Source organism: Citrobacter sp. Cpo100, from assembly GCF_030332595.1.
Lineage (GTDB): Bacteria > Pseudomonadota > Gammaproteobacteria > Enterobacterales > Enterobacteriaceae > Citrobacter > Citrobacter portucalensis.
In genome coordinates, this window is sequence record NZ_JAOWHM010000025.1 from 87,194 (window position 1) to 104,262 (window position 17,069).

Genomic DNA, 17,069 nt, shown 5'->3' on the forward strand with positions numbered 1-17,069 from the left:
AGCCTACAAATTGGGCCTACAGTCGGAACTGTAGGGCGGATAAGCGTAGCGCCATCCGCCAACTCGTTAAAGATATTCTATTAGTACAGCGCTTTACCGCTGCTGTCTTTCACGTTGGTCTTCCATGCAGCACGAATCTGCTCAACCACGCTGTCCGGCAGGCTGGCGTAATCCAGGTCATTAGCCTGTTTGCCACCATTTTTGTATGCCCAGTCGAAGAATTTCAGCACTTCAACGCCCTGCTCAGGCTTCTTCTGCTCTTTATGGACCAGGATGAAGGTGGTGGAAGTGATTGGCCACGCATCGTCACCTTTCTGGTTAGTCAGATCCTGAGCGAAGGTTTTGCTCCAGTCAGCGCCTTTAGCGGCGTTGGCAAAGTTTTCTTCGGTCGGGCTTACCGGTTTACCATCAGCAGAGACCAGCTTGGTGTACGCCAGGTTGTTCTGCTTAGCGTAAGCGTACTCAACGTAACCGATAGAACCTGGCAGACGCTGTACGAATGCGGCGATACCGTCGTTACCTTTACCGCCCAGACCGGTCGGCCAGTTAACGGTAGAGCCGGAACCAATTTTAGATTTCCACTCTTCGTTCACTTTCGCCAGGTAGCTAGTGAAGACGAAGGAAGTACCAGAACCATCAGCACGACGCACAACGGCGATATTTTGCGAAGGCAGCTTCAGACCTGGGTTCAGTTTGGTGATGGCTTCGTCATCCCACTTCTTAATTTTACCGAGGTAGATGTCGCCCAGCGTTTTACCATCAAGCACCAGCTCGCCGGATTTCAGTCCAGGGATATTCACCGCCAGCACCACACCGCCGATAACGGTCGGGAACTGGAACAGGCCTTCTTGTGCCAGTTTCTCGTCAGACAGCGGGGCATCAGAAGCGCCGAAATCAACGGTATTGGCCGTAATTTGTTTTACACCACCGGAGGAGCCGATACCCTGGTAGTTTACTTTGCTACCGGTCTCTTTCTGATAGGTATCTGCCCATTTGGCATACACTGGCGCAGGGAAGGTTGCACCTGCACCTGTCAGGCTCGCTGCTGCAAACGCAGAGAACGCGCTCATGGATAAGGTCGCGGCGACAACAGTTGCGACAGTGGTACGCATAACTTTCATAATGTCTCCTGCACGGTTTTCGTAAATCGTTGTTTGAGTTGCTACTGTGAGCAAAATAGGACAAACAGGTGACAGTTAAATGTACGAAATATGACAGTTTTATGACAATGAAAAATACGGAAAGTTATTTGTCTAAAAATTCATTTAAAACAAAATGTTATCTATTACCATGACAATAACATTTCGCTAAAATTTTCTTTTTATGACACTGCAAACAGTAGCTGAAGATGACGGTTTGTCACATAAAACAGGCGGGATAATTGATTAAAAACAGAACAAGTTTAAAAAATGCCCCGCTCATAGCAGGGCATTTTCAGTTCAGTTAGGTACGGATTACTCTACGGTAACCGACTTCGCCAGGTTACGCGGCTGATCCACGTCGGTGCCTTTAATCAGCGCCACATGATACGCCAGCAGCTGCAGCGGAACGGTATAGAAGATCGGTGCAATCACCTCTTCCACATGCGGCATCTCAATGATGTGCATGTTTTCGCTGCTGGTAAAGCCAGCATCCTGGTCAGCAAAGACGTACAGCTGACCACCACGGGCGCGAACTTCCTCAATGTTGGATTTCAGTTTTTCCAGCAGTTCGTTGTTCGGCGCGACTACGATAACCGGCATATCGGCATCAATCAGCGCCAGCGGACCGTGTTTCAGTTCGCCTGCGGCATAAGCTTCAGCGTGAATATACGAGATCTCTTTCAGCTTCAGCGCGCCTTCCAGCGCAATCGGGTACTGATCGCCACGGCCCAGGAACAGCGCATGGTGTTTATCAGAGAAACCTTCAGCCAGAGCGGCAATGCGTTTGTCCTGAGACAGCATCTGCTCAATACGGCTCGGCAGCGCCTGCAGACCGTGAACGATTTCCTGCTCAATAGCCACATCCAGGCCTTTCAGACGAGACAGTTTCGCCACCAGCATCAGCAGAACGGTCAGCTGAGTGGTAAATGCTTTCGTGGAGGCCACGCCGATTTCGGTACCGGCATTGGTCATCATCGCCAGGTCGGATTCGCGCACCAGAGAAGAGCCCGGTACGTTACAAATAGCCAGCGAACCCAGATAGCCCAACTCTTTGGATAAGCGCAGACCCGCCAGGGTATCTGCCGTTTCACCAGACTGGGAAAGGGTGATCATCAGGCTGTTACGACGCACGGCGGATTTGCGATAGCGGAATTCGGAAGCAATTTCGACATCACAAGGAATGCCAGCCAGCGATTCAAACCAGTAGCGGGACACCATACCGGAGTTGTACGACGTACCGCAGGCGATAATCTGGATATGCTCAACCTGAGACAGCAACTCGTTGGCATGCGAACCCAGCTCGCTTAAATCCACTTCACCGTGGCTGATACGGCCGGTCAGCGTGTTTTTAATTGCGTTCGGTTGTTCGTAAATCTCTTTCTGCATGTAGTGGCGATAAATACCTTTTTCGCCCGCATCGTATTGCAGATTAGATTCGATATCCTGACGTTTAACTTCCGCGCCAGACTTGTCGAAAATAGAGACCGAACGACGGGTTACTTCCGCGATGTCGCCCTCTTCCAGGAAGATGAAGCGACGGGTTACCGGCAGCAGTGCCAGCTGATCGGAAGCGATAAAGTTCTCACCCATACCCAGACCAATCACCAGCGGGCTGCCAGAACGGGCCGCCAGCAGGGTTTCCGGGTTACGGGTATCCATGATCACCGTGCCGTAGGCACCGCGCAGCTGCGGAATAGTACGCAGCACGGCTTCACGTAACGTACCACCCTGTTCCAGCTCCCAGTGCACCAGGTGAGCAATCACTTCGGTGTCGGTTTCAGAAACAAAAGTGTAGCCACGCGTTTTCAACAGCTCACGCAGTGGTTCATGGTTTTCAATGATGCCGTTATGCACCACAACAATGTTTTCAGAAACATGGGGATGCGCGTTCGCTTCTGAAGGTTCGCCGTGTGTCGCCCAGCGGGTGTGAGCAATACCAGTACCACCATGCAGCGGATGTTCTTCCGCAGCAGCAGTCAGCATCTGCACTTTACCCAGACGACGCAGACGGGTCATGTTGCCTTCAGCATCGACAACGGCCAGACCAGCAGAGTCATAACCACGATATTCCAGACGACGTAAACCTTCGAGAAGGATTTCAGCTACATCACGCTGCGCGATAGCGCCAACAATTCCACACATATTTTTTGATTCCGAATTTAGGCATTGTGCCTGTCGTTGTCGGTCAACCTGATACCCGTATTTCGGGCGCCCCGAGCCTTGTAGAGAGTGGGGTTATTTTTATAGGTACTGCTTGTTGAGCGGAGGATTATATTATCCCCTCATCTCTTGTCTGCCTGATGGCGCTCACGCTTATCAGGCCTACAGAACGTCACCGCACGTAGGCCGCCATCCGGCAAAAATAAATTACTTCTTCTTCACCGGACGCTGCCAGCCCTGTTTATGGACCTGAGGTACACGGCTTAATACCAATTCGTTATCGGCGACATTACGCGTTACGGTGGTTCCTGCGGCAATCGTCGCACCTTTACCCACGGTGACAGGTGCCACCAGTTGAGTATCAGAACCCACAAACACATCATCACCAATAATGGTTTTAAACTTATTGGCACCATCGTAGTTGCAGGTGATCGTACCCGCGCCGATATTCACATTATCGCCAATTTCCGCATCGCCCAGATAGGTCAAATGACCAGCTTTAGAGCCTTTACCCAGACGCGCTTTTTTCATTTCGACGAAGTTACCCACGTGTGCGCCTTCCTGCAGCTCAGCACCCGGGCGCAGACGCGCGAATGGACCGATGGTGCAAGCGGCTTCCAGATGGGCATCTTCCACCACACTGTACGGGCTAAGCTCACAACCCTCACCAATCACGCTGTTTTTGATGATGCAGCCAGCACCAATCTTGACGCGATCTCCAACGGTTACGTTACCTTCAATGATAACGTTAGTATCAATTTCAACATCGCGCCCGTGAATCAGCGTACCGCGAAGATCAAAACGTGCAGGATCGCGCAGCATCACGCCCGCCAGCAGCAGTTTTTCTGCCTGCTCGGACTGATACACACGTTCCAGACGGGATAACTGAAGGCGGTTATTTACCCCTTCCGTTTCACTGACTCGTGCCGGATGTACTGCCGCAATTTCACGTCCTTCCTGATACGCCATCGCGATGATATCAGTGATGTAGTATTCACCCTGCACGTTGTTGTTGGTCAGTTTAGACAGCCAACGCTTCATGTCAGCGCCGTTGGCAATCAGAATACCAGTGTTGATTTCCTGGATTTGACGCTGCTCGTCGGTTGCATCTTTATGCTCAACAATGCCAGTAACTTTGCCGTTATCACGGGTAATACGCCCATAGCCGGATGGGTCGTCCAGTTTTACCGTTAACAAACCGATACCACCCTGCGGTTTGGCTTCACGCAGGCGACGTAAGGTATCGGTAGAGATCAGCGGCACATCTCCATAGAGCATTAAAATGTCTTCGTCATCACTAAAGAATGGCGCCGCCTGCTGCATTGCATGGCCGGTACCCAACTGCTCAGCCTGCAGAACCCAATTCAGATTGCCATCTTTCAGCGTTTGCTTAAGCAGATCGCCACCGTGTCCGTAGACAAGGTGCACATGAGTCGCACCTAATTCATTAGCTGCATCAATGACATGCTGAACCATCGGCTTTCCTGCGAGGGTGTGCAGCACTTTAGGAAGATCGGAATACATACGCGTGCCTTTGCCTGCGGCAAGGATCACAACGCTCATAGCATTATTCAACATACACGTCCTGACTGTAATTTGAGAACGAATTTATACCGTTTCACATTGAAAATACTACATTTTTTTCAGCGTGAAATGGACCGAAGATAAAACGTTCAACAGGGGGGATTCCCCATCTGATAACTCACTATTTTCGTCTATATCTGCGTCTTTTGTCTCCCAAAAACCAGGAGTCTGCTCTTATTAAAGCCTTAGGTTAATGTTTTTGCTATTTTTTTACCGCATGAATAAAGCATTACATCAGCATAGTACGATTTTATTTATGTAATTCAGTGAGAAGCAGAAAAACGGGTTGGGAAAATTGAGGGGAGGAATGATAGAGAACAAATGATACAGCGAAGGAGGGGGGATTTAATGACGATGACGCTAGCTGATAAACCGCATTAAGCTTCGCGCCACAGAGCTGGCGGGGAAAGACTAAAAACTCATATTGCTGAACAGGGCGATGATTTTGTTGATCAATTTCATGTTGGTATCTCTTTTTTTACCTGAGTTCATTATGTGACATACATCACATAAAAAAGAGTCTACGCCTCATTTTTTAACCAATCAATATTTTTATGATCTAAATCACGAAATAATAAAGCTGCTTTTTATTTACATATTTCCTGTAACCAAGCCATAAAAAAAGCCAGCCTGGAAACCAGACTGGCCTTTGTGCTTTTCAAGCCGGTGTTACATCGCTTTTTTGGTCAACTCGATAACGCGCAGTTTCGCGAGCGCTTTGGCCAGTTCCGCAGATGCCTGAGCGTAATCCACGTCACCATGAGAGCTCTTGATATGCTCTTCAGCCTTACGCTTCGCTTCCAGGGCTCTCGCTTCATCGAGATCCTGTCCGCGAATCGCGGTATCAGCCAGTACGGTCACGCTGCCAGGCTGCACTTCAAGAATGCCGCCGGACAGATAGATAAACTCTTCATGACCGAACTGTTTAACGATGCGGATCATACCAGGCTTAATGGCGGTGAGCAGCGGGGCGTGACCCGGGAAAATACCCAGTTCACCTTCACTACCCGTTACCTGGATTTTCTCGACCAGACCAGAGAACATTTGTTGCTCTGCGCTGACGACGTCCAGGTGGTAAGTCATTGCCATATCACCCTCCGATTAAGGCGTTAAAGTTTTTTGGCTTTTTCCACGGCTTCGTCGATAGAACCAACCATGTAGAACGCCTGCTCTGGCAGGTGGTCGTATTCGCCTTCCATGATGCCTTTAAAGCCACGGATGGTGTCTTTCAGGGAAACGTATTTACCCGGAGAACCGGTGAATACTTCCGCAACGAAGAACGGCTGGGACAGGAAGCGCTGGATCTTACGCGCACGTGCTACCACCAGTTTATCTTCTTCAGACAGTTCATCCATACCCAGGATGGCGATGATGTCTTTCAGTTCCTGATAACGCTGCAGCAGGGACTGTACGCCACGCGCGGTGTCGTAGTGTTCCTGACCAACAACCAGCGGATCCAACTGACGGCTGGTGGAGTCCAGCGGGTCAACTGCCGGGTAGATACCCAGAGAAGCGATCTGACGGCTCAGTACCACGGTTGCATCTAAGTGAGCAAAGGTGGTTGCTGGGGACGGGTCAGTCAAGTCATCCGCAGGTACGTATACCGCCTGAACGGAGGTGATAGAACCGGTTTTGGTAGAGGTGATACGTTCCTGAAGAACACCCATCTCTTCCGCCAGGGTCGGCTGGTAGCCTACCGCTGATGGCATACGACCCAGCAGTGCAGATACTTCTGTACCGGCCAGGGTGTAACGGTAGATGTTATCAACGAACAGCAGAACGTCACGACCTTCGTCACGGAACTTCTCAGCCATGGTCAGACCGGTCAGTGCAACGCGCAGACGGTTTCCCGGCGGCTCGTTCATCTGGCCATATACCAGGGACACTTTGTCCAGTACGTTGGAGTCGGTCATTTCGTGGTAGAAGTCGTTACCCTCACGAGTACGTTCACCTACGCCCGCAAACACGGAGTAACCGGAGTGTTCGATCGCGATGTTACGGATCAGCTCCATCATGTTTACGGTTTTACCTACACCCGCACCACCGAACAGACCGACTTTACCGCCCTTAGCGAACGGACACATCAGGTCGATAACTTTGATGCCGGTTTCCAGCAGTTCCTGAGAGCTGGACAGCTCTTCGTAGGAAGGTGCTGCGCGGTGGATAGCCCAACGCTCTTCTTCACCGATATCGCCTTTCATGTCGATCGGGTGACCCAGGACGTTCATGATACGACCCAGGGTTGCTTTACCTACCGGGACTTCGATCGGGTGTTCGAGGTCTTTAACTTCCAGACCACGACGCAGACCGTCGGAAGAACCCATGGCGATGGTACGTACGATACCGCCGCCGAGCTGCTGCTGAACTTCCAGCACCAGGCTCTCTTTACCATTCATAACCTCAAGAGCATCGTACACGCGCGGTACGGCATCCTGAGGGAATTCGACGTCAACCACGGCGCCGATTACCTGGACAATTTTTCCAGTAGCCATCTTGAATCCTCTACGAATTAACCTGGTTATACCGCGGATGCACCACCGACGATCTCGGTGAGTTCCTGAGTAATGCTGGCCTGACGAGCTTTGTTGTATACCAACTGCAGCTCTTTAATCAGGCTGCCGCCATTGTCGGTCGCGGCTTTCATCGCCACCATACGTGCGGCCTGCTCGCTGGCCAGGTTTTCTACCACGCCCTGATAAACCTGAGACTCGACATAACGACGCAGCAAGGTATCCAGCAGCGCTTTCGGGTCTGGCTCATACAGGTAATCCCAGGATTTACGCTTCAATTCATCATCATCTGATGCCGGCAGAGGCAGCAATTGAGTGATGGTTGGCGTCTGAGACATGGTGTTAATAAATTTGTTGCTGACAACGTACAGTTTGTCCAGACGACCTTCGTCGTAGGCCTGCAGCATCACTTTAACCGGACCGATCAGTTCGGACAGGGAAGGGTTATCCCCCATGCCGGTTACCTGAGCGATCACGTTTCCGCCAACGGAGTTAAAGAAAGACACGCCCTTAGAGCCGATCATTGCGATATCGCACTGAACGCCTTTATCGGACCATGTTTTCATATCCGCCAGCAGCTTTTTGAACAGGTTAATGTTCAAGCCACCGCACAGACCACGGTCGGTCGACACCACCAGGTAGCCCACGCGTTTAACGTCGCGTTCTTCCAGGTAAGGGTGCTTATATTCCAGATTACCATTCGCAAGGTGACCAATCACTTTGCGCATGGTCTCTGCATAAGGACGGCTGGCCGCCATGCGATCCTGCGATTTACGCATTTTGGAAGCGGCGACCATCTCCATCGCTTTAGTGATCTTCTGCGTGTTCTGGACGCTTGCGATCTTACTACGTATCTCTTTTGCGCCGGCCATGAGCTTCTCCTCAATGCCTTGCGGTCCGCCCTAAAGCAGACCGCCAGACGTTACCAGGACTGGGTTGCCTTGAAGGAATCGAGGATAGCTTTCAGCTTGCCTTCGATTTCATCGTTATAGCCACCGGACTGGTTGATCTCTTGCATCAGCGGAGCGTGGTCACGGTCAACGTAAGCCAGCAGAGCGGCTTCGAAGCTACCGATTTTCGCCAGTTCCACATCTTCGAGGTAACCGCGTTCAGCCGCAAACAGCACCACACCCTGCTGTGCAACAGACATTGGCGCATACTGTTTCTGCTTCAGCAGTTCAGTTACTTTCTGACCATGGCTCAGCTGCTTACGAGTAGCTTCATCCAGGTCGGAAGCGAACTGAGAAAACGCTGCCAGTTCACGATACTGTGCCAGAGCGGTACGAATACCACCGGACAGTTTCTTGATGATCTTGGTCTGCGCTGCACCACCAACACGAGATACGGAGATACCCGGGTTAACTGCCGGACGAATACCGGAGTTAAACAGGTTGGTTTCCAGGAAGATCTGACCATCGGTAATGGAAATTACGTTGGTCGGAACGAACGCAGAAACGTCACCCGCCTGGGTTTCGATAATCGGCAGAGCGGTCAGGGAGCCGGTTTTACCTTTAACTTCACCATTGGTGAACTTCTCAACGTATTCCGCGTTTACGCGGGATGCGCGTTCCAGCAGACGGGAGTGGAGGTAAAATACGTCGCCCGGGAATGCTTCACGTCCTGGCGGACGACGCAGCAGCAGGGAAACCTGACGGTAAGCAACAGCCTGTTTAGACAGGTCATCGTAAACGATCAGTGCATCTTCACCGCGGTCACGGAAGTATTCGCCCATTGCGCAACCGGCATATGGTGCCAGGTATTGCAGTGCAGCAGATTCAGACGCGGTCGCCACAACAACGATGGTGTTGGACAGTGCGCCGTGTTCTTCCAGTTTACGAACAACGTTGGAAATGGTGGACGCTTTCTGGCCGATAGCCACGTACACACATTTGATGCCGGAATCACGCTGGTTGATGATGGCATCGATTGCCATCGCAGTTTTACCTGTCTGACGGTCACCGATGATCAGCTCACGCTGGCCACGACCGATTGGGATCATGGCATCAACAGATTTATAACCGGTCTGTACTGGCTGATCGACGGACTGACGTTCGATTACGCCTGGTGCGATAACTTCGATTGGCGAGAAGCCATCGTTATCAACCGGACCTTTACCGTCAATCGGGGAACCCAGAGTGTTCACCACACGACCCAGCAGGCCACGGCCAACCGGAACTTCCAGAATACGACCCGTACACTTAACCTTCATGCCTTCGGCGAGGTCAGCGTATGGCCCCATCACAACAGCACCTACGGAGTCGCGCTCCAGGTTCAGTGCGATAGCGTAACGGTTACCCGGCAGGGAAATCATCTCACCCTGCATACAATCGGCCAGGCCGTGAATGCGGATAACACCGTCACTTACAGAAACAATAGTACCTTCGTTGTGAGCTTCGCTCACAACATTGAACTGAGCAATGCGCTGCTTGATCAGTTCGCTGATTTCGGTGGAATTCAGTTGCATGCTCCAGTCCCCTTAAGACTGCAAGACGTCTGCAAGGCGCTCAAGACGGCCGCGTACGCTGCCATCAATGACCATATCACCCGCTCGGATGATTACGCCTGCCATTACAGACTTATCGATTTTGCAATTCAGCTTAACTTTGCGTGACAGACGTTTTTCCATCGCAGCACTAATCTTCGTAAGCTGTTCATCACTCAGTGCATTGGCAGAAGTGACTTCTACCTCAGAGATAGCCTCACTGGCTGCACGCAGGTGAATAAACTGCTCAAGAACATCCGGGAGCGCATTCAGACGGTTATTTTCAGCCATAACCCTAATCAGGTTTTGGCCGCTTTCGTCCAACTGCTCACCGCACACGGCGATAAACGACTCAGCGAGCGTTTCCGGCGCCAGCGCGCCAGAGAGAAGCTCTGCCATTTGTTCGTTTTTTGTCACCTCAGCGGCGAACGTCAACATATCCTGCCAACGGTCAATGCTTTGGTGCTCAACGGCAAAGTCAAAAGCTGCTTTGGCGTAGGGGCGAGCTACCGTAATAAATTCAGACATCAGCCCCTCCCTCCTTACAGTTCAGCGACAAGTTTGTCCACGATGTCGCTATTAGCAGCTTCATCCACGGAACGTTCGATGATCTTCTCGGCGCCAGCAACAGCCAGGATAGCAACTTGCTTACGCAGCTCTTCGCGAGCACGTTTACGCTCGGCGTCAATTTCCGCCTGCGCCTGTGCAACGATTTTAGTACGTTCCTGCTCTGCTTCAGTTTTAGCTTCGTCCAGGATCTGAGCACGGCGTTTGTTCGCCTGCTCGATGATTACCTGAGCTTCCGCCTTCGCTTTTTTCAGCTGGTCGGTCGCGCTGGCCTTTGCAAGGTCAAGATCCTTATGTGCTCGTTCTGCAGAAGCAAGGCCGTCAGCAATTTCTTTTTGACGTTTTTCGATGGCAGCCATTAATGGCGGCCATACGTACTTCATGCAGAACAGAACGAACAGGACAAACGCGATGGCCTGGCCGAGGATTGTTGCGTTAAGATTCACAGCACAATGCCTCTATCTAGTTAACGTTCTGATATTGCTCTTAATTCAAGCAACGCTTACTACGCGACAGCAAACATCACGTACAGACCCAGACCTACAGCGATCATTGGGATTGCATCCACCAGACCCATAACGATAAAGAACTGAGTACGCAGCAGAGGAATCAGATCCGGTTGACGCGCTGCGCCTTCCAGGAATTTACCCCCGAGGATGCCGATACCGATCGCAGCACCGATTGCCGCCAGACCCATCATCACAGCGGCAGCAATGTACAGCAGATCCATATTCAGGTTTTCCATGACAGTCTCCAGTTTGTTTCAGTTAAAACGTAGTAGTGTTGGTAAATTAATGCTCTTCAGATGCCATCGACAGATAGACAATCGTCAGAACCATAAATATGAAGGCTTGCAGCGTGATAATCAGTATGTGGAAAATGGCCCAAGGCACATTCAGGATCCACTGTGACCACCACGGCAACAGACCAGCAATCAGAATGAAAATCAGCTCACCGGCATACATGTTGCCGAACAGTCGCAGACCAAGAGAGATTGGTTTGGACAGCAGGCTTACCCCTTCAAGGATTAAGTTGACAGGGATGAACGCCCAGTGATTGAACGGCTGCAGCGTCAACTCTTTCGCGAAGCCACCGATGCCTTTCATTTTGATGCTGTAGAACAGAATGAGGATAAATACGCCCAGCGCCATCGACAGGGTGATGTTCACGTCAGCAGACGGAACCACACGCAGAGCCGGTAGGCCAAAGATATGCTCACCGATGTACGGCAGCAGGTCGATAGGCAGCAAATCCATCAAGTTCATCAGGAATACCCAGACGAAAATCGTCAGGGCCAGCGGAGCAATCAGCTTGCTTTTGCCATGGTACATGTCTTTCACGCTACCATGCACAAAGCCGATTACCAGCTCAATCGCGGTCTGAAATTTACCTGGTACGCCGCTGGTCGCCTTTTTGGCTACGCTACGGAACATAAGCAGGAACAACAGACCCAGAACCACCGAGAAGAAAATGGAGTCAATATTGAGCGTCCAGAAGGTGGCTGGGGGGTTGTGCGGATCCACCAGCGAGAATGTACGTAGGTCCAACTGAAGGTTATTCAGATGGTGTCCTATGTAATCCTGCGGCGTCATATTTTCTGAAGCCATGATGCCTTTACCCTTTGTTGTTAATTACAGCCGGCGCCAGTATCTGAACCACCAGCACCAAAACCCACGTAACGATCAGCGGCATGAATACCGCTTTCAAAACAGCCAACGCCACCACCAACAACACCAGCATCGCTAATACCTTGAAGGCTTCGCCGAAAGCGAACGACCAGGCTACTCGGCCTTTCGCTGGTGTATGTACCTGGTGACGCCAGGCAAATATCATAAACAACACATTAGGCAGTAACACTGCCAATCCTCCACACAACGCGGAGATGCCCCAGAAAGGGTCTTTGAGGCTAAACAGCAATCCACTTGCTATTACAACCAGAAGCTGTGTGAGCAAAAGCTTACGAGCAACGTTTCGACTCAAGAGCGACATAGACATCACGTTTTTACTCCTGCTCCCTTCGAGGTATGCCGCGTGTCGTATAAAACGTTCTTTATGGCTTAGAGTCAAGCATCAAAAAGCGGACAAATTATACGGTGCGCCTTCGTGATTTCAAACAATAAGTAGCTAAAAAGTGAATAAATGTTTAAATATTTTTCTCTGCCCCACATTTATTACTTTTAGGCAAACTGTGAACGATCATGCAAAACTGCAAATGCCGCGAAAACACTGGCGCCAAAGCGTGCACCAGATCACATATTGAACATATTCACCTTCGCATAATTTATTTACGTGGCAATTGATGCCTTTTCATCTTTTTGATATTTAAGCGTAAAAATAGCCACTATTTCAAAAACAACGCCTAACAACAAAAAAACTGCTCATTGACATTTATAATAAAAAATTAACACAAACGGTGATTCTTACGTTCTATTTTTAGCAGACTGATATTTTCACAGCTGACTTGTTTCGCTTTTAACAAAAAACGGTACGTTATAGTTATGATGCAAAACCGTAAGGCACTAGTGAAATGTAACGACATTTAACCACACTATTACCTATGACTTTTAACACCTGAAAAGCCGTTTTTTCTCTATTTTTTTTGATAAAAATTAAATTTTGTTTGGCTTAATAACCACCAAATGACGTTCACCATCCAACTGCGGAACGCGTAATTTTTCGACGGACTCAACGCTGAATTCTGCTGGCAGCGAATCAATTTCATCTGCAGGCAACTGCCCTTTTAGCGCATAAAAACGCCCATTCTGGCCCGGCAAATGGTGACACCAGCTCACCATATCATTGAGTGAAGCGAAAGCACGGCTAATCACCCCATCAAACGGAGGTTCTGAAGGAAATTCTTCAACACGGCTTTGCACTGGAGTGATGTTAGTAAGCGCAAGCTCATGCTGCACCTGACGCAAGAAACGAACACGTTTTCCCAGGCTATCGAGCAGTGTGAAATGCGCTTCAGGGCGCACGATAGAGAGCGGAATTCCCGGCAGGCCCGGTCCCGTACCTACATCGATAAAACGCTCACCCTTCAGATACGGTGCAACGACAATGCTGTCCAGAATATGGCGTACCAGCATTTCGTTGGGATCCCGCACCGACGTCAGGTTGTACGCTTTGTTCCATTTGTGCAGCATATCGACATACGCAATCAGCTGATTTTTCTGGTGATCGGTAAGAGAAATACCGGCATCAGCCAGCAGACGAGAGAGTTTGTTGAGCACGGTCGTTACCTGTTAATAATCAAATGCCCGATGCGCTTTCGCTTATCGGGCCAACAAATTTGTACGGCGGGTAAGCGAAGCGCTCCCGCCAAAATAGTGTTATCAAGCGCTGCGGCGCAGCATACCTTGTTTTTTCAGCCATACCAGCAGAATGGAGATGGCGGCAGGCGTTATGCCGGAAATACGCGATGCCTGACCGATCGAAACGGGTTTGTGATCGTTCAGCTTAGCGATAACTTCATTCGACAAGCCAGAGACCTGACGATAATCCAGCGTTGCAGGCAACAGGGTGTTTTCATTGCGCTGTTGTCTTTCAATTTCTTCCAGCTGACGGGCAATATACCCTTCGTATTTCACCTGAATCTCAACCTGCTCTGCGGCCTGAGCATCATCAAGCGCGGGTGCGAACGCAGATAAAGAGGTCAACTGAGCATAGGTCATATCCGGGCGACGCAGCAGATCTTCACCGCTCGCTTCACGTGACAGAGGTGTAGCCAGGTGAGCATTCACTTCTGCTGCGGACTCCGCTAACGGATTCACCCAGGTTGATTTAAGACGTTGGCGTTCCTGTTCGATACGCTCCAGTTTCTCGTTGAAGCGAGCCCAGCGCTCATCGTCCACCAGACCCAGTTCACGACCAATTTCGGTCAGACGCAGGTCGGCGTTATCTTCACGCAGCATCAGACGATATTCAGCGCGAGATGTGAACATACGGTACGGTTCTTTGGTACCCAGCGTACACAGGTCGTCCACCAGCACGCCAAGATAAGCCTGATCGCGACGCGGTGCCCAACCCTCTTTTTCGGCAGACAAGCGTGCGGCGTTCAGACCTGCCAACATGCCTTGTGCAGCGGCTTCTTCATAACCGGTTGTACCGTTAATCTGGCCCGCAAAGAACAGACCCTGGATGAATTTGCTTTCCAGAGTAGGTTTCAGGTCACGCGGATCGAAGAAATCATACTCAATCGCGTAGCCTGGGCGGACGATTCTGGCATTTTCCATCCCCTGCATGGAGCGGACAATTTGCATCTGCACATCGAACGGCAAGCTGGTGGAGATGCCATTCGGGTAAATTTCGTTAGAGGTCAGTCCTTCCGGTTCGAGGAAGATCTGATGCTGGTTACGATCGGCAAAGCGCATCACTTTGTCTTCGATCGACGGGCAGTAGCGTGGGCCGATACCTTCGATCACGCCAGCGTACATTGGGCTACGATCTAGGTTGTTGCGGATCACGTCATGGGTTTTCTCATTGGTATGCGTGATGTAACACGGCATCTGGCGCGGATGCTGAGAAGCATCGCCCAGGAATGAGAAGACCGGCATCGGGTTATCGCTGTTTTGCTGGCCGAGCACGCTGAAATCAATCGTGCGCGCATCGATACGCGGCGGTGTACCGGTTTTCAGGCGGCTGACGCGCAGCGGCAGTTCACGCAGACGGCGTGACAGCGGGATGGACGGCGGATCGCCAGCGCGGCCACCGCTGTAGTTATCCAGGCCAATATGAATTTTGCCGTCGAGGAAAGTCCCCACGGTTAATACGACCGCTTTGGCACGGAACTTCAGTCCCATTTGGGTTACTGCTCCCACAACGCGATCGTTTTCGACAATCAGATCTTCAACCGCCTGCTGGAAGATCATCAGGTTAGGTTGATTCTCCAGCGCAGTGCGTACCGCCTGGCGATAGAGCACACGATCGGCCTGAGCTCGGGTAGCGCGAACGGCTGGCCCTTTGCTTGCGTTTAGTATCCTAAACTGGATACCCGCGTGGTCGATCGCTTTTGCCATCAACCCACCAAGCGCATCCACTTCTTTTACCAGGTGTCCCTTCCCAATACCGCCAATCGCCGGGTTGCAGCTCATCTGCCCCAGGGTATCGATATTGTGTGTCAAAAGCAGAGTCTGTTGACCCATTCGCGCCGCGGCCATTGCGGCCTCGGTGCCTGCATGACCCCCGCCAATGATGATGACGTCAAAAGGATCCTGATAAAACATGGTGATTGCCTCGCATAACGCGGTGTGAAAATGGATTGAAGCCCGGGCCGTGGATTCTACTCAACTTTAGTCGATGGAGAAAGACCTGGGATCCTGGGTATTAAAAAGAAGATCTTTTTATTTAGAGATCTGTTTTATTGTGATCTCTTATTAGGATCGCACCTTTCTGTGGATAAGGACGATCCTTTAAGTAAGATCAACAGGTTGCTGAGGATCATTAGCTGTGAATGATCGGTGATCCTGGTCCGTATAAGCTGGGATCAGAATGAAGGGTTATACACAACTCAAAAACTGAACAACGGTTGTTCTTGGGATAACTACCGGTTGATCCAAGCTTTTAACCAGAGTTATCCACACAAAAAAGTACGATCTTTACAAATCTCTGAGCAACGGATGCCACGATCCCAGCCAAATTTCAGCCGGATCTTCCGGAATTTCATGTTCCAGTACGTTGATCCTGAGTGTTTCGCCGATCTGTTTTGCCCCACAGGCCTTCAATTCGGCTTCCAGCTTGTCGATTGCGCCGCAAAAGGTGTCATATTCACGACTGCCGATCCCGATTGCACCAAAGCGCACTTGTGACAGGTCCGGCTTTTGCTCGCGTAACGCATCATATAAAGGCTGCAGGTTGTCAGGAATATCTCCCGCACCGTGCGTGGAGCTGATAATCAGCCAGATCCCGTCAGTCGGAACCTCTTCAAGCATTGGCCCATGCAGTATTTCGCTGGAAAAACCCGCGTCATCCAGCTTTTCAGCCAGATGCTCTGCTACATATTCCGCACTGCCAAGCGTACTACCGCTGATAAGAGTGATGTCTGCCATGATCGCCCACCTTTATAAAGAGGGCGTATTGTACGCTGTGAGCGAGCTGGGATCTACCTGTGGAAAACCAGGGTATTAAAAAAAGCGATCACGGCTTGATGGTACGCATGATCGGGTTTTGCAGGACGATCAGGGTTTCAGTGGACTGAATTTCGTCAATTGTTTGGATCTTGTTGATAAGTACCTGCTGCAATGCGTCGATCGACTTACACATCACCTTAATAAAGATGCTGTAGTGCCCGGTGGTGTAATACGCTTCGGTCACTTCATTGAGGCTTTCCAGTCTGGCCAGCGCTGACGGATAGTCTTTCGCACTTTTCAGGATGATGCCGATAAAGCAGCCGACGTCATAACCCAATTGTTTGGGACTGACATCAATCCGCGCGCCGGTAATGATCCCCGCCTGCTTCATCTTTTCTACGCGAACGTGAATTGTTCCTGGGCTGACGCCGAACTGTTTGGCTAATTCTGCGTAGGCGGTACGAGCATTTTCCATTAAGGCGTCAAGAATGCCGCGGTCCAGATTGTCGATCTGATAATTTTCCATAGGTTTTTCTTATGTAGATTAATGATTCCC

General features: G+C 50.6%; 16 protein-coding genes. All 16 read right to left on the bottom strand.

The window, feature by feature from the left end; all coding sequences use genetic code 11:
* Positions 1 to 80: 80 nt before the first annotated feature.
* Positions 81 to 1,121 (bottom strand): phosphate ABC transporter substrate-binding protein PstS, encoded by a 1,041-nt coding sequence (pstS, locus tag OGX96_RS03365; protein WP_003827033.1) that lies wholly within the window; start codon positions 1,119 to 1,121, stop codon positions 81 to 83.
* A 333-nt stretch (positions 1,122 to 1,454) separates the two neighbouring features.
* Positions 1,455 to 3,284 carry a glutamine--fructose-6-phosphate transaminase (isomerizing) gene (glmS, locus tag OGX96_RS03370; protein WP_167820546.1) on the bottom strand — a complete coding sequence of 610 codons (1,830 nt, stop codon included), beginning with the start codon at positions 3,282 to 3,284 and terminating at the stop codon, positions 1,455 to 1,457.
* Between the two features lie 225 nt (positions 3,285 to 3,509).
* Entirely contained in the window at positions 3,510 to 4,880 is a 1,371-nt protein-coding gene (gene glmU, locus OGX96_RS03375; RefSeq protein WP_286582260.1) for a bifunctional UDP-N-acetylglucosamine diphosphorylase/glucosamine-1-phosphate N-acetyltransferase GlmU, read from the bottom strand.
* A gap of 675 nt (positions 4,881 to 5,555) precedes the next feature.
* Positions 5,556 to 5,975, bottom strand: a complete 420-nt coding sequence (locus tag OGX96_RS03380; protein WP_286582263.1) for a F0F1 ATP synthase subunit epsilon — start codon at positions 5,973 to 5,975, stop codon at positions 5,556 to 5,558.
* A 20-nt stretch (positions 5,976 to 5,995) separates the two neighbouring features.
* The gene (gene atpD / locus OGX96_RS03385; protein WP_003023806.1) at positions 5,996 to 7,378 is read right to left on the bottom strand and encodes a F0F1 ATP synthase subunit beta; all 1,383 of its coding nucleotides are present in this window, start codon (positions 7,376 to 7,378) and stop codon (positions 5,996 to 5,998) included.
* A 26-nt stretch (positions 7,379 to 7,404) separates the two neighbouring features.
* Complete coding sequence (atpG, locus tag OGX96_RS03390; protein WP_006687765.1) at positions 7,405 to 8,268, bottom strand: F0F1 ATP synthase subunit gamma; 864 nt, start codon at positions 8,266 to 8,268, stop codon at positions 7,405 to 7,407.
* 50 nt (positions 8,269 to 8,318) lie between these two features.
* Positions 8,319 to 9,860 carry a F0F1 ATP synthase subunit alpha gene (gene atpA, locus OGX96_RS03395; RefSeq protein ID WP_003023802.1) on the bottom strand — a complete coding sequence of 514 codons (1,542 nt, stop codon included), beginning with the start codon at positions 9,858 to 9,860 and terminating at the stop codon, positions 8,319 to 8,321.
* A 12-nt stretch (positions 9,861 to 9,872) separates the two neighbouring features.
* A complete protein-coding gene (gene atpH / locus OGX96_RS03400; RefSeq protein WP_003827024.1) occupies positions 9,873 to 10,406 on the bottom strand; it encodes a F0F1 ATP synthase subunit delta in 534 nt (177 codons plus the stop codon).
* Positions 10,407 to 10,420: 14 nt separating this feature from the next.
* Positions 10,421 to 10,891: a F0F1 ATP synthase subunit B gene (gene atpF / locus OGX96_RS03405; protein WP_003827022.1), complete on the bottom strand. Its 471-nt coding sequence runs from the start codon at positions 10,889 to 10,891 to the stop codon at positions 10,421 to 10,423.
* A 59-nt stretch (positions 10,892 to 10,950) separates the two neighbouring features.
* Entirely contained in the window at positions 10,951 to 11,190 is a 240-nt protein-coding gene (atpE, locus tag OGX96_RS03410; protein ID WP_003023794.1) for a F0F1 ATP synthase subunit C, read from the bottom strand.
* A gap of 46 nt (positions 11,191 to 11,236) precedes the next feature.
* Positions 11,237 to 12,052, bottom strand: a complete 816-nt coding sequence (atpB, locus tag OGX96_RS03415) for a F0F1 ATP synthase subunit A (RefSeq protein ID WP_003023792.1) — start codon at positions 12,050 to 12,052, stop codon at positions 11,237 to 11,239.
* A 7-nt stretch (positions 12,053 to 12,059) separates the two neighbouring features.
* Complete coding sequence (gene atpI, locus OGX96_RS03420; RefSeq protein WP_003827019.1) at positions 12,060 to 12,440, bottom strand: F0F1 ATP synthase subunit I; 381 nt, start codon at positions 12,438 to 12,440, stop codon at positions 12,060 to 12,062.
* A gap of 614 nt (positions 12,441 to 13,054) precedes the next feature.
* Positions 13,055 to 13,678: a 16S rRNA (guanine(527)-N(7))-methyltransferase RsmG gene (gene rsmG / locus OGX96_RS03425; protein ID WP_003827017.1), complete on the bottom strand. Its 624-nt coding sequence runs from the start codon at positions 13,676 to 13,678 to the stop codon at positions 13,055 to 13,057.
* A gap of 102 nt (positions 13,679 to 13,780) precedes the next feature.
* Positions 13,781 to 15,670 (bottom strand): tRNA uridine-5-carboxymethylaminomethyl(34) synthesis enzyme MnmG, encoded by a 1,890-nt coding sequence (gene mnmG, locus OGX96_RS03430; RefSeq protein ID WP_003827014.1) that lies wholly within the window; start codon positions 15,668 to 15,670, stop codon positions 13,781 to 13,783.
* Between the two features lie 372 nt (positions 15,671 to 16,042).
* Entirely contained in the window at positions 16,043 to 16,492 is a 450-nt protein-coding gene (gene mioC / locus OGX96_RS03435; protein ID WP_003827013.1) for an FMN-binding protein MioC, read from the bottom strand.
* Positions 16,493 to 16,580: 88 nt separating this feature from the next.
* Positions 16,581 to 17,039, bottom strand: a complete 459-nt coding sequence (asnC, locus tag OGX96_RS03440; protein ID WP_198802952.1) for a transcriptional regulator AsnC — start codon at positions 17,037 to 17,039, stop codon at positions 16,581 to 16,583.
* Positions 17,040 to 17,069 lie beyond the last annotated feature (30 nt).

What these genes read in the sequence shown, in the direction of transcription:
- pstS (WP_003827033.1), bottom strand. Translation starts at nt 1,121, where the DNA reads ATGAAAGTTATGCGTACCACTGTCGCAACTGTTGTCGCCGCGACCTTA.
- glmS (WP_167820546.1), bottom strand. Translation starts at nt 3,284, where the DNA reads ATGTGTGGAATTGTTGGCGCTATCGCGCAGCGTGATGTAGCTGAAATC.
- glmU (WP_286582260.1), bottom strand. Translation starts at nt 4,880, where the DNA reads ATGTTGAATAATGCTATGAGCGTTGTGATCCTTGCCGCAGGCAAAGGC.
- OGX96_RS03380 (WP_286582263.1), bottom strand. Translation starts at nt 5,975, where the DNA reads ATGGCAATGACTTACCACCTGGACGTCGTCAGCGCAGAGCAACAAATG.
- atpD (WP_003023806.1), bottom strand. Translation starts at nt 7,378, where the DNA reads ATGGCTACTGGAAAAATTGTCCAGGTAATCGGCGCCGTGGTTGACGTC.
- atpG (WP_006687765.1), bottom strand. Translation starts at nt 8,268, where the DNA reads ATGGCCGGCGCAAAAGAGATACGTAGTAAGATCGCAAGCGTCCAGAAC.
- atpA (WP_003023802.1), bottom strand. Translation starts at nt 9,860, where the DNA reads ATGCAACTGAATTCCACCGAAATCAGCGAACTGATCAAGCAGCGCATT.
- atpH (WP_003827024.1), bottom strand. Translation starts at nt 10,406, where the DNA reads ATGTCTGAATTTATTACGGTAGCTCGCCCCTACGCCAAAGCAGCTTTT.
- atpE (WP_003023794.1), bottom strand. Translation starts at nt 11,190, where the DNA reads ATGGAAAACCTGAATATGGATCTGCTGTACATTGCTGCCGCTGTGATG.
- atpB (WP_003023792.1), bottom strand. Translation starts at nt 12,052, where the DNA reads ATGGCTTCAGAAAATATGACGCCGCAGGATTACATAGGACACCATCTG.
- atpI (WP_003827019.1), bottom strand. Translation starts at nt 12,440, where the DNA reads ATGTCTATGTCGCTCTTGAGTCGAAACGTTGCTCGTAAGCTTTTGCTC.
- mnmG (WP_003827014.1), bottom strand. Translation starts at nt 15,670, where the DNA reads ATGTTTTATCAGGATCCTTTTGACGTCATCATCATTGGCGGGGGTCAT.
- mioC (WP_003827013.1), bottom strand. Translation starts at nt 16,492, where the DNA reads ATGGCAGACATCACTCTTATCAGCGGTAGTACGCTTGGCAGTGCGGAA.
- asnC (WP_198802952.1), bottom strand. Translation starts at nt 17,039, where the DNA reads ATGGAAAATTATCAGATCGACAATCTGGACCGCGGCATTCTTGACGCC.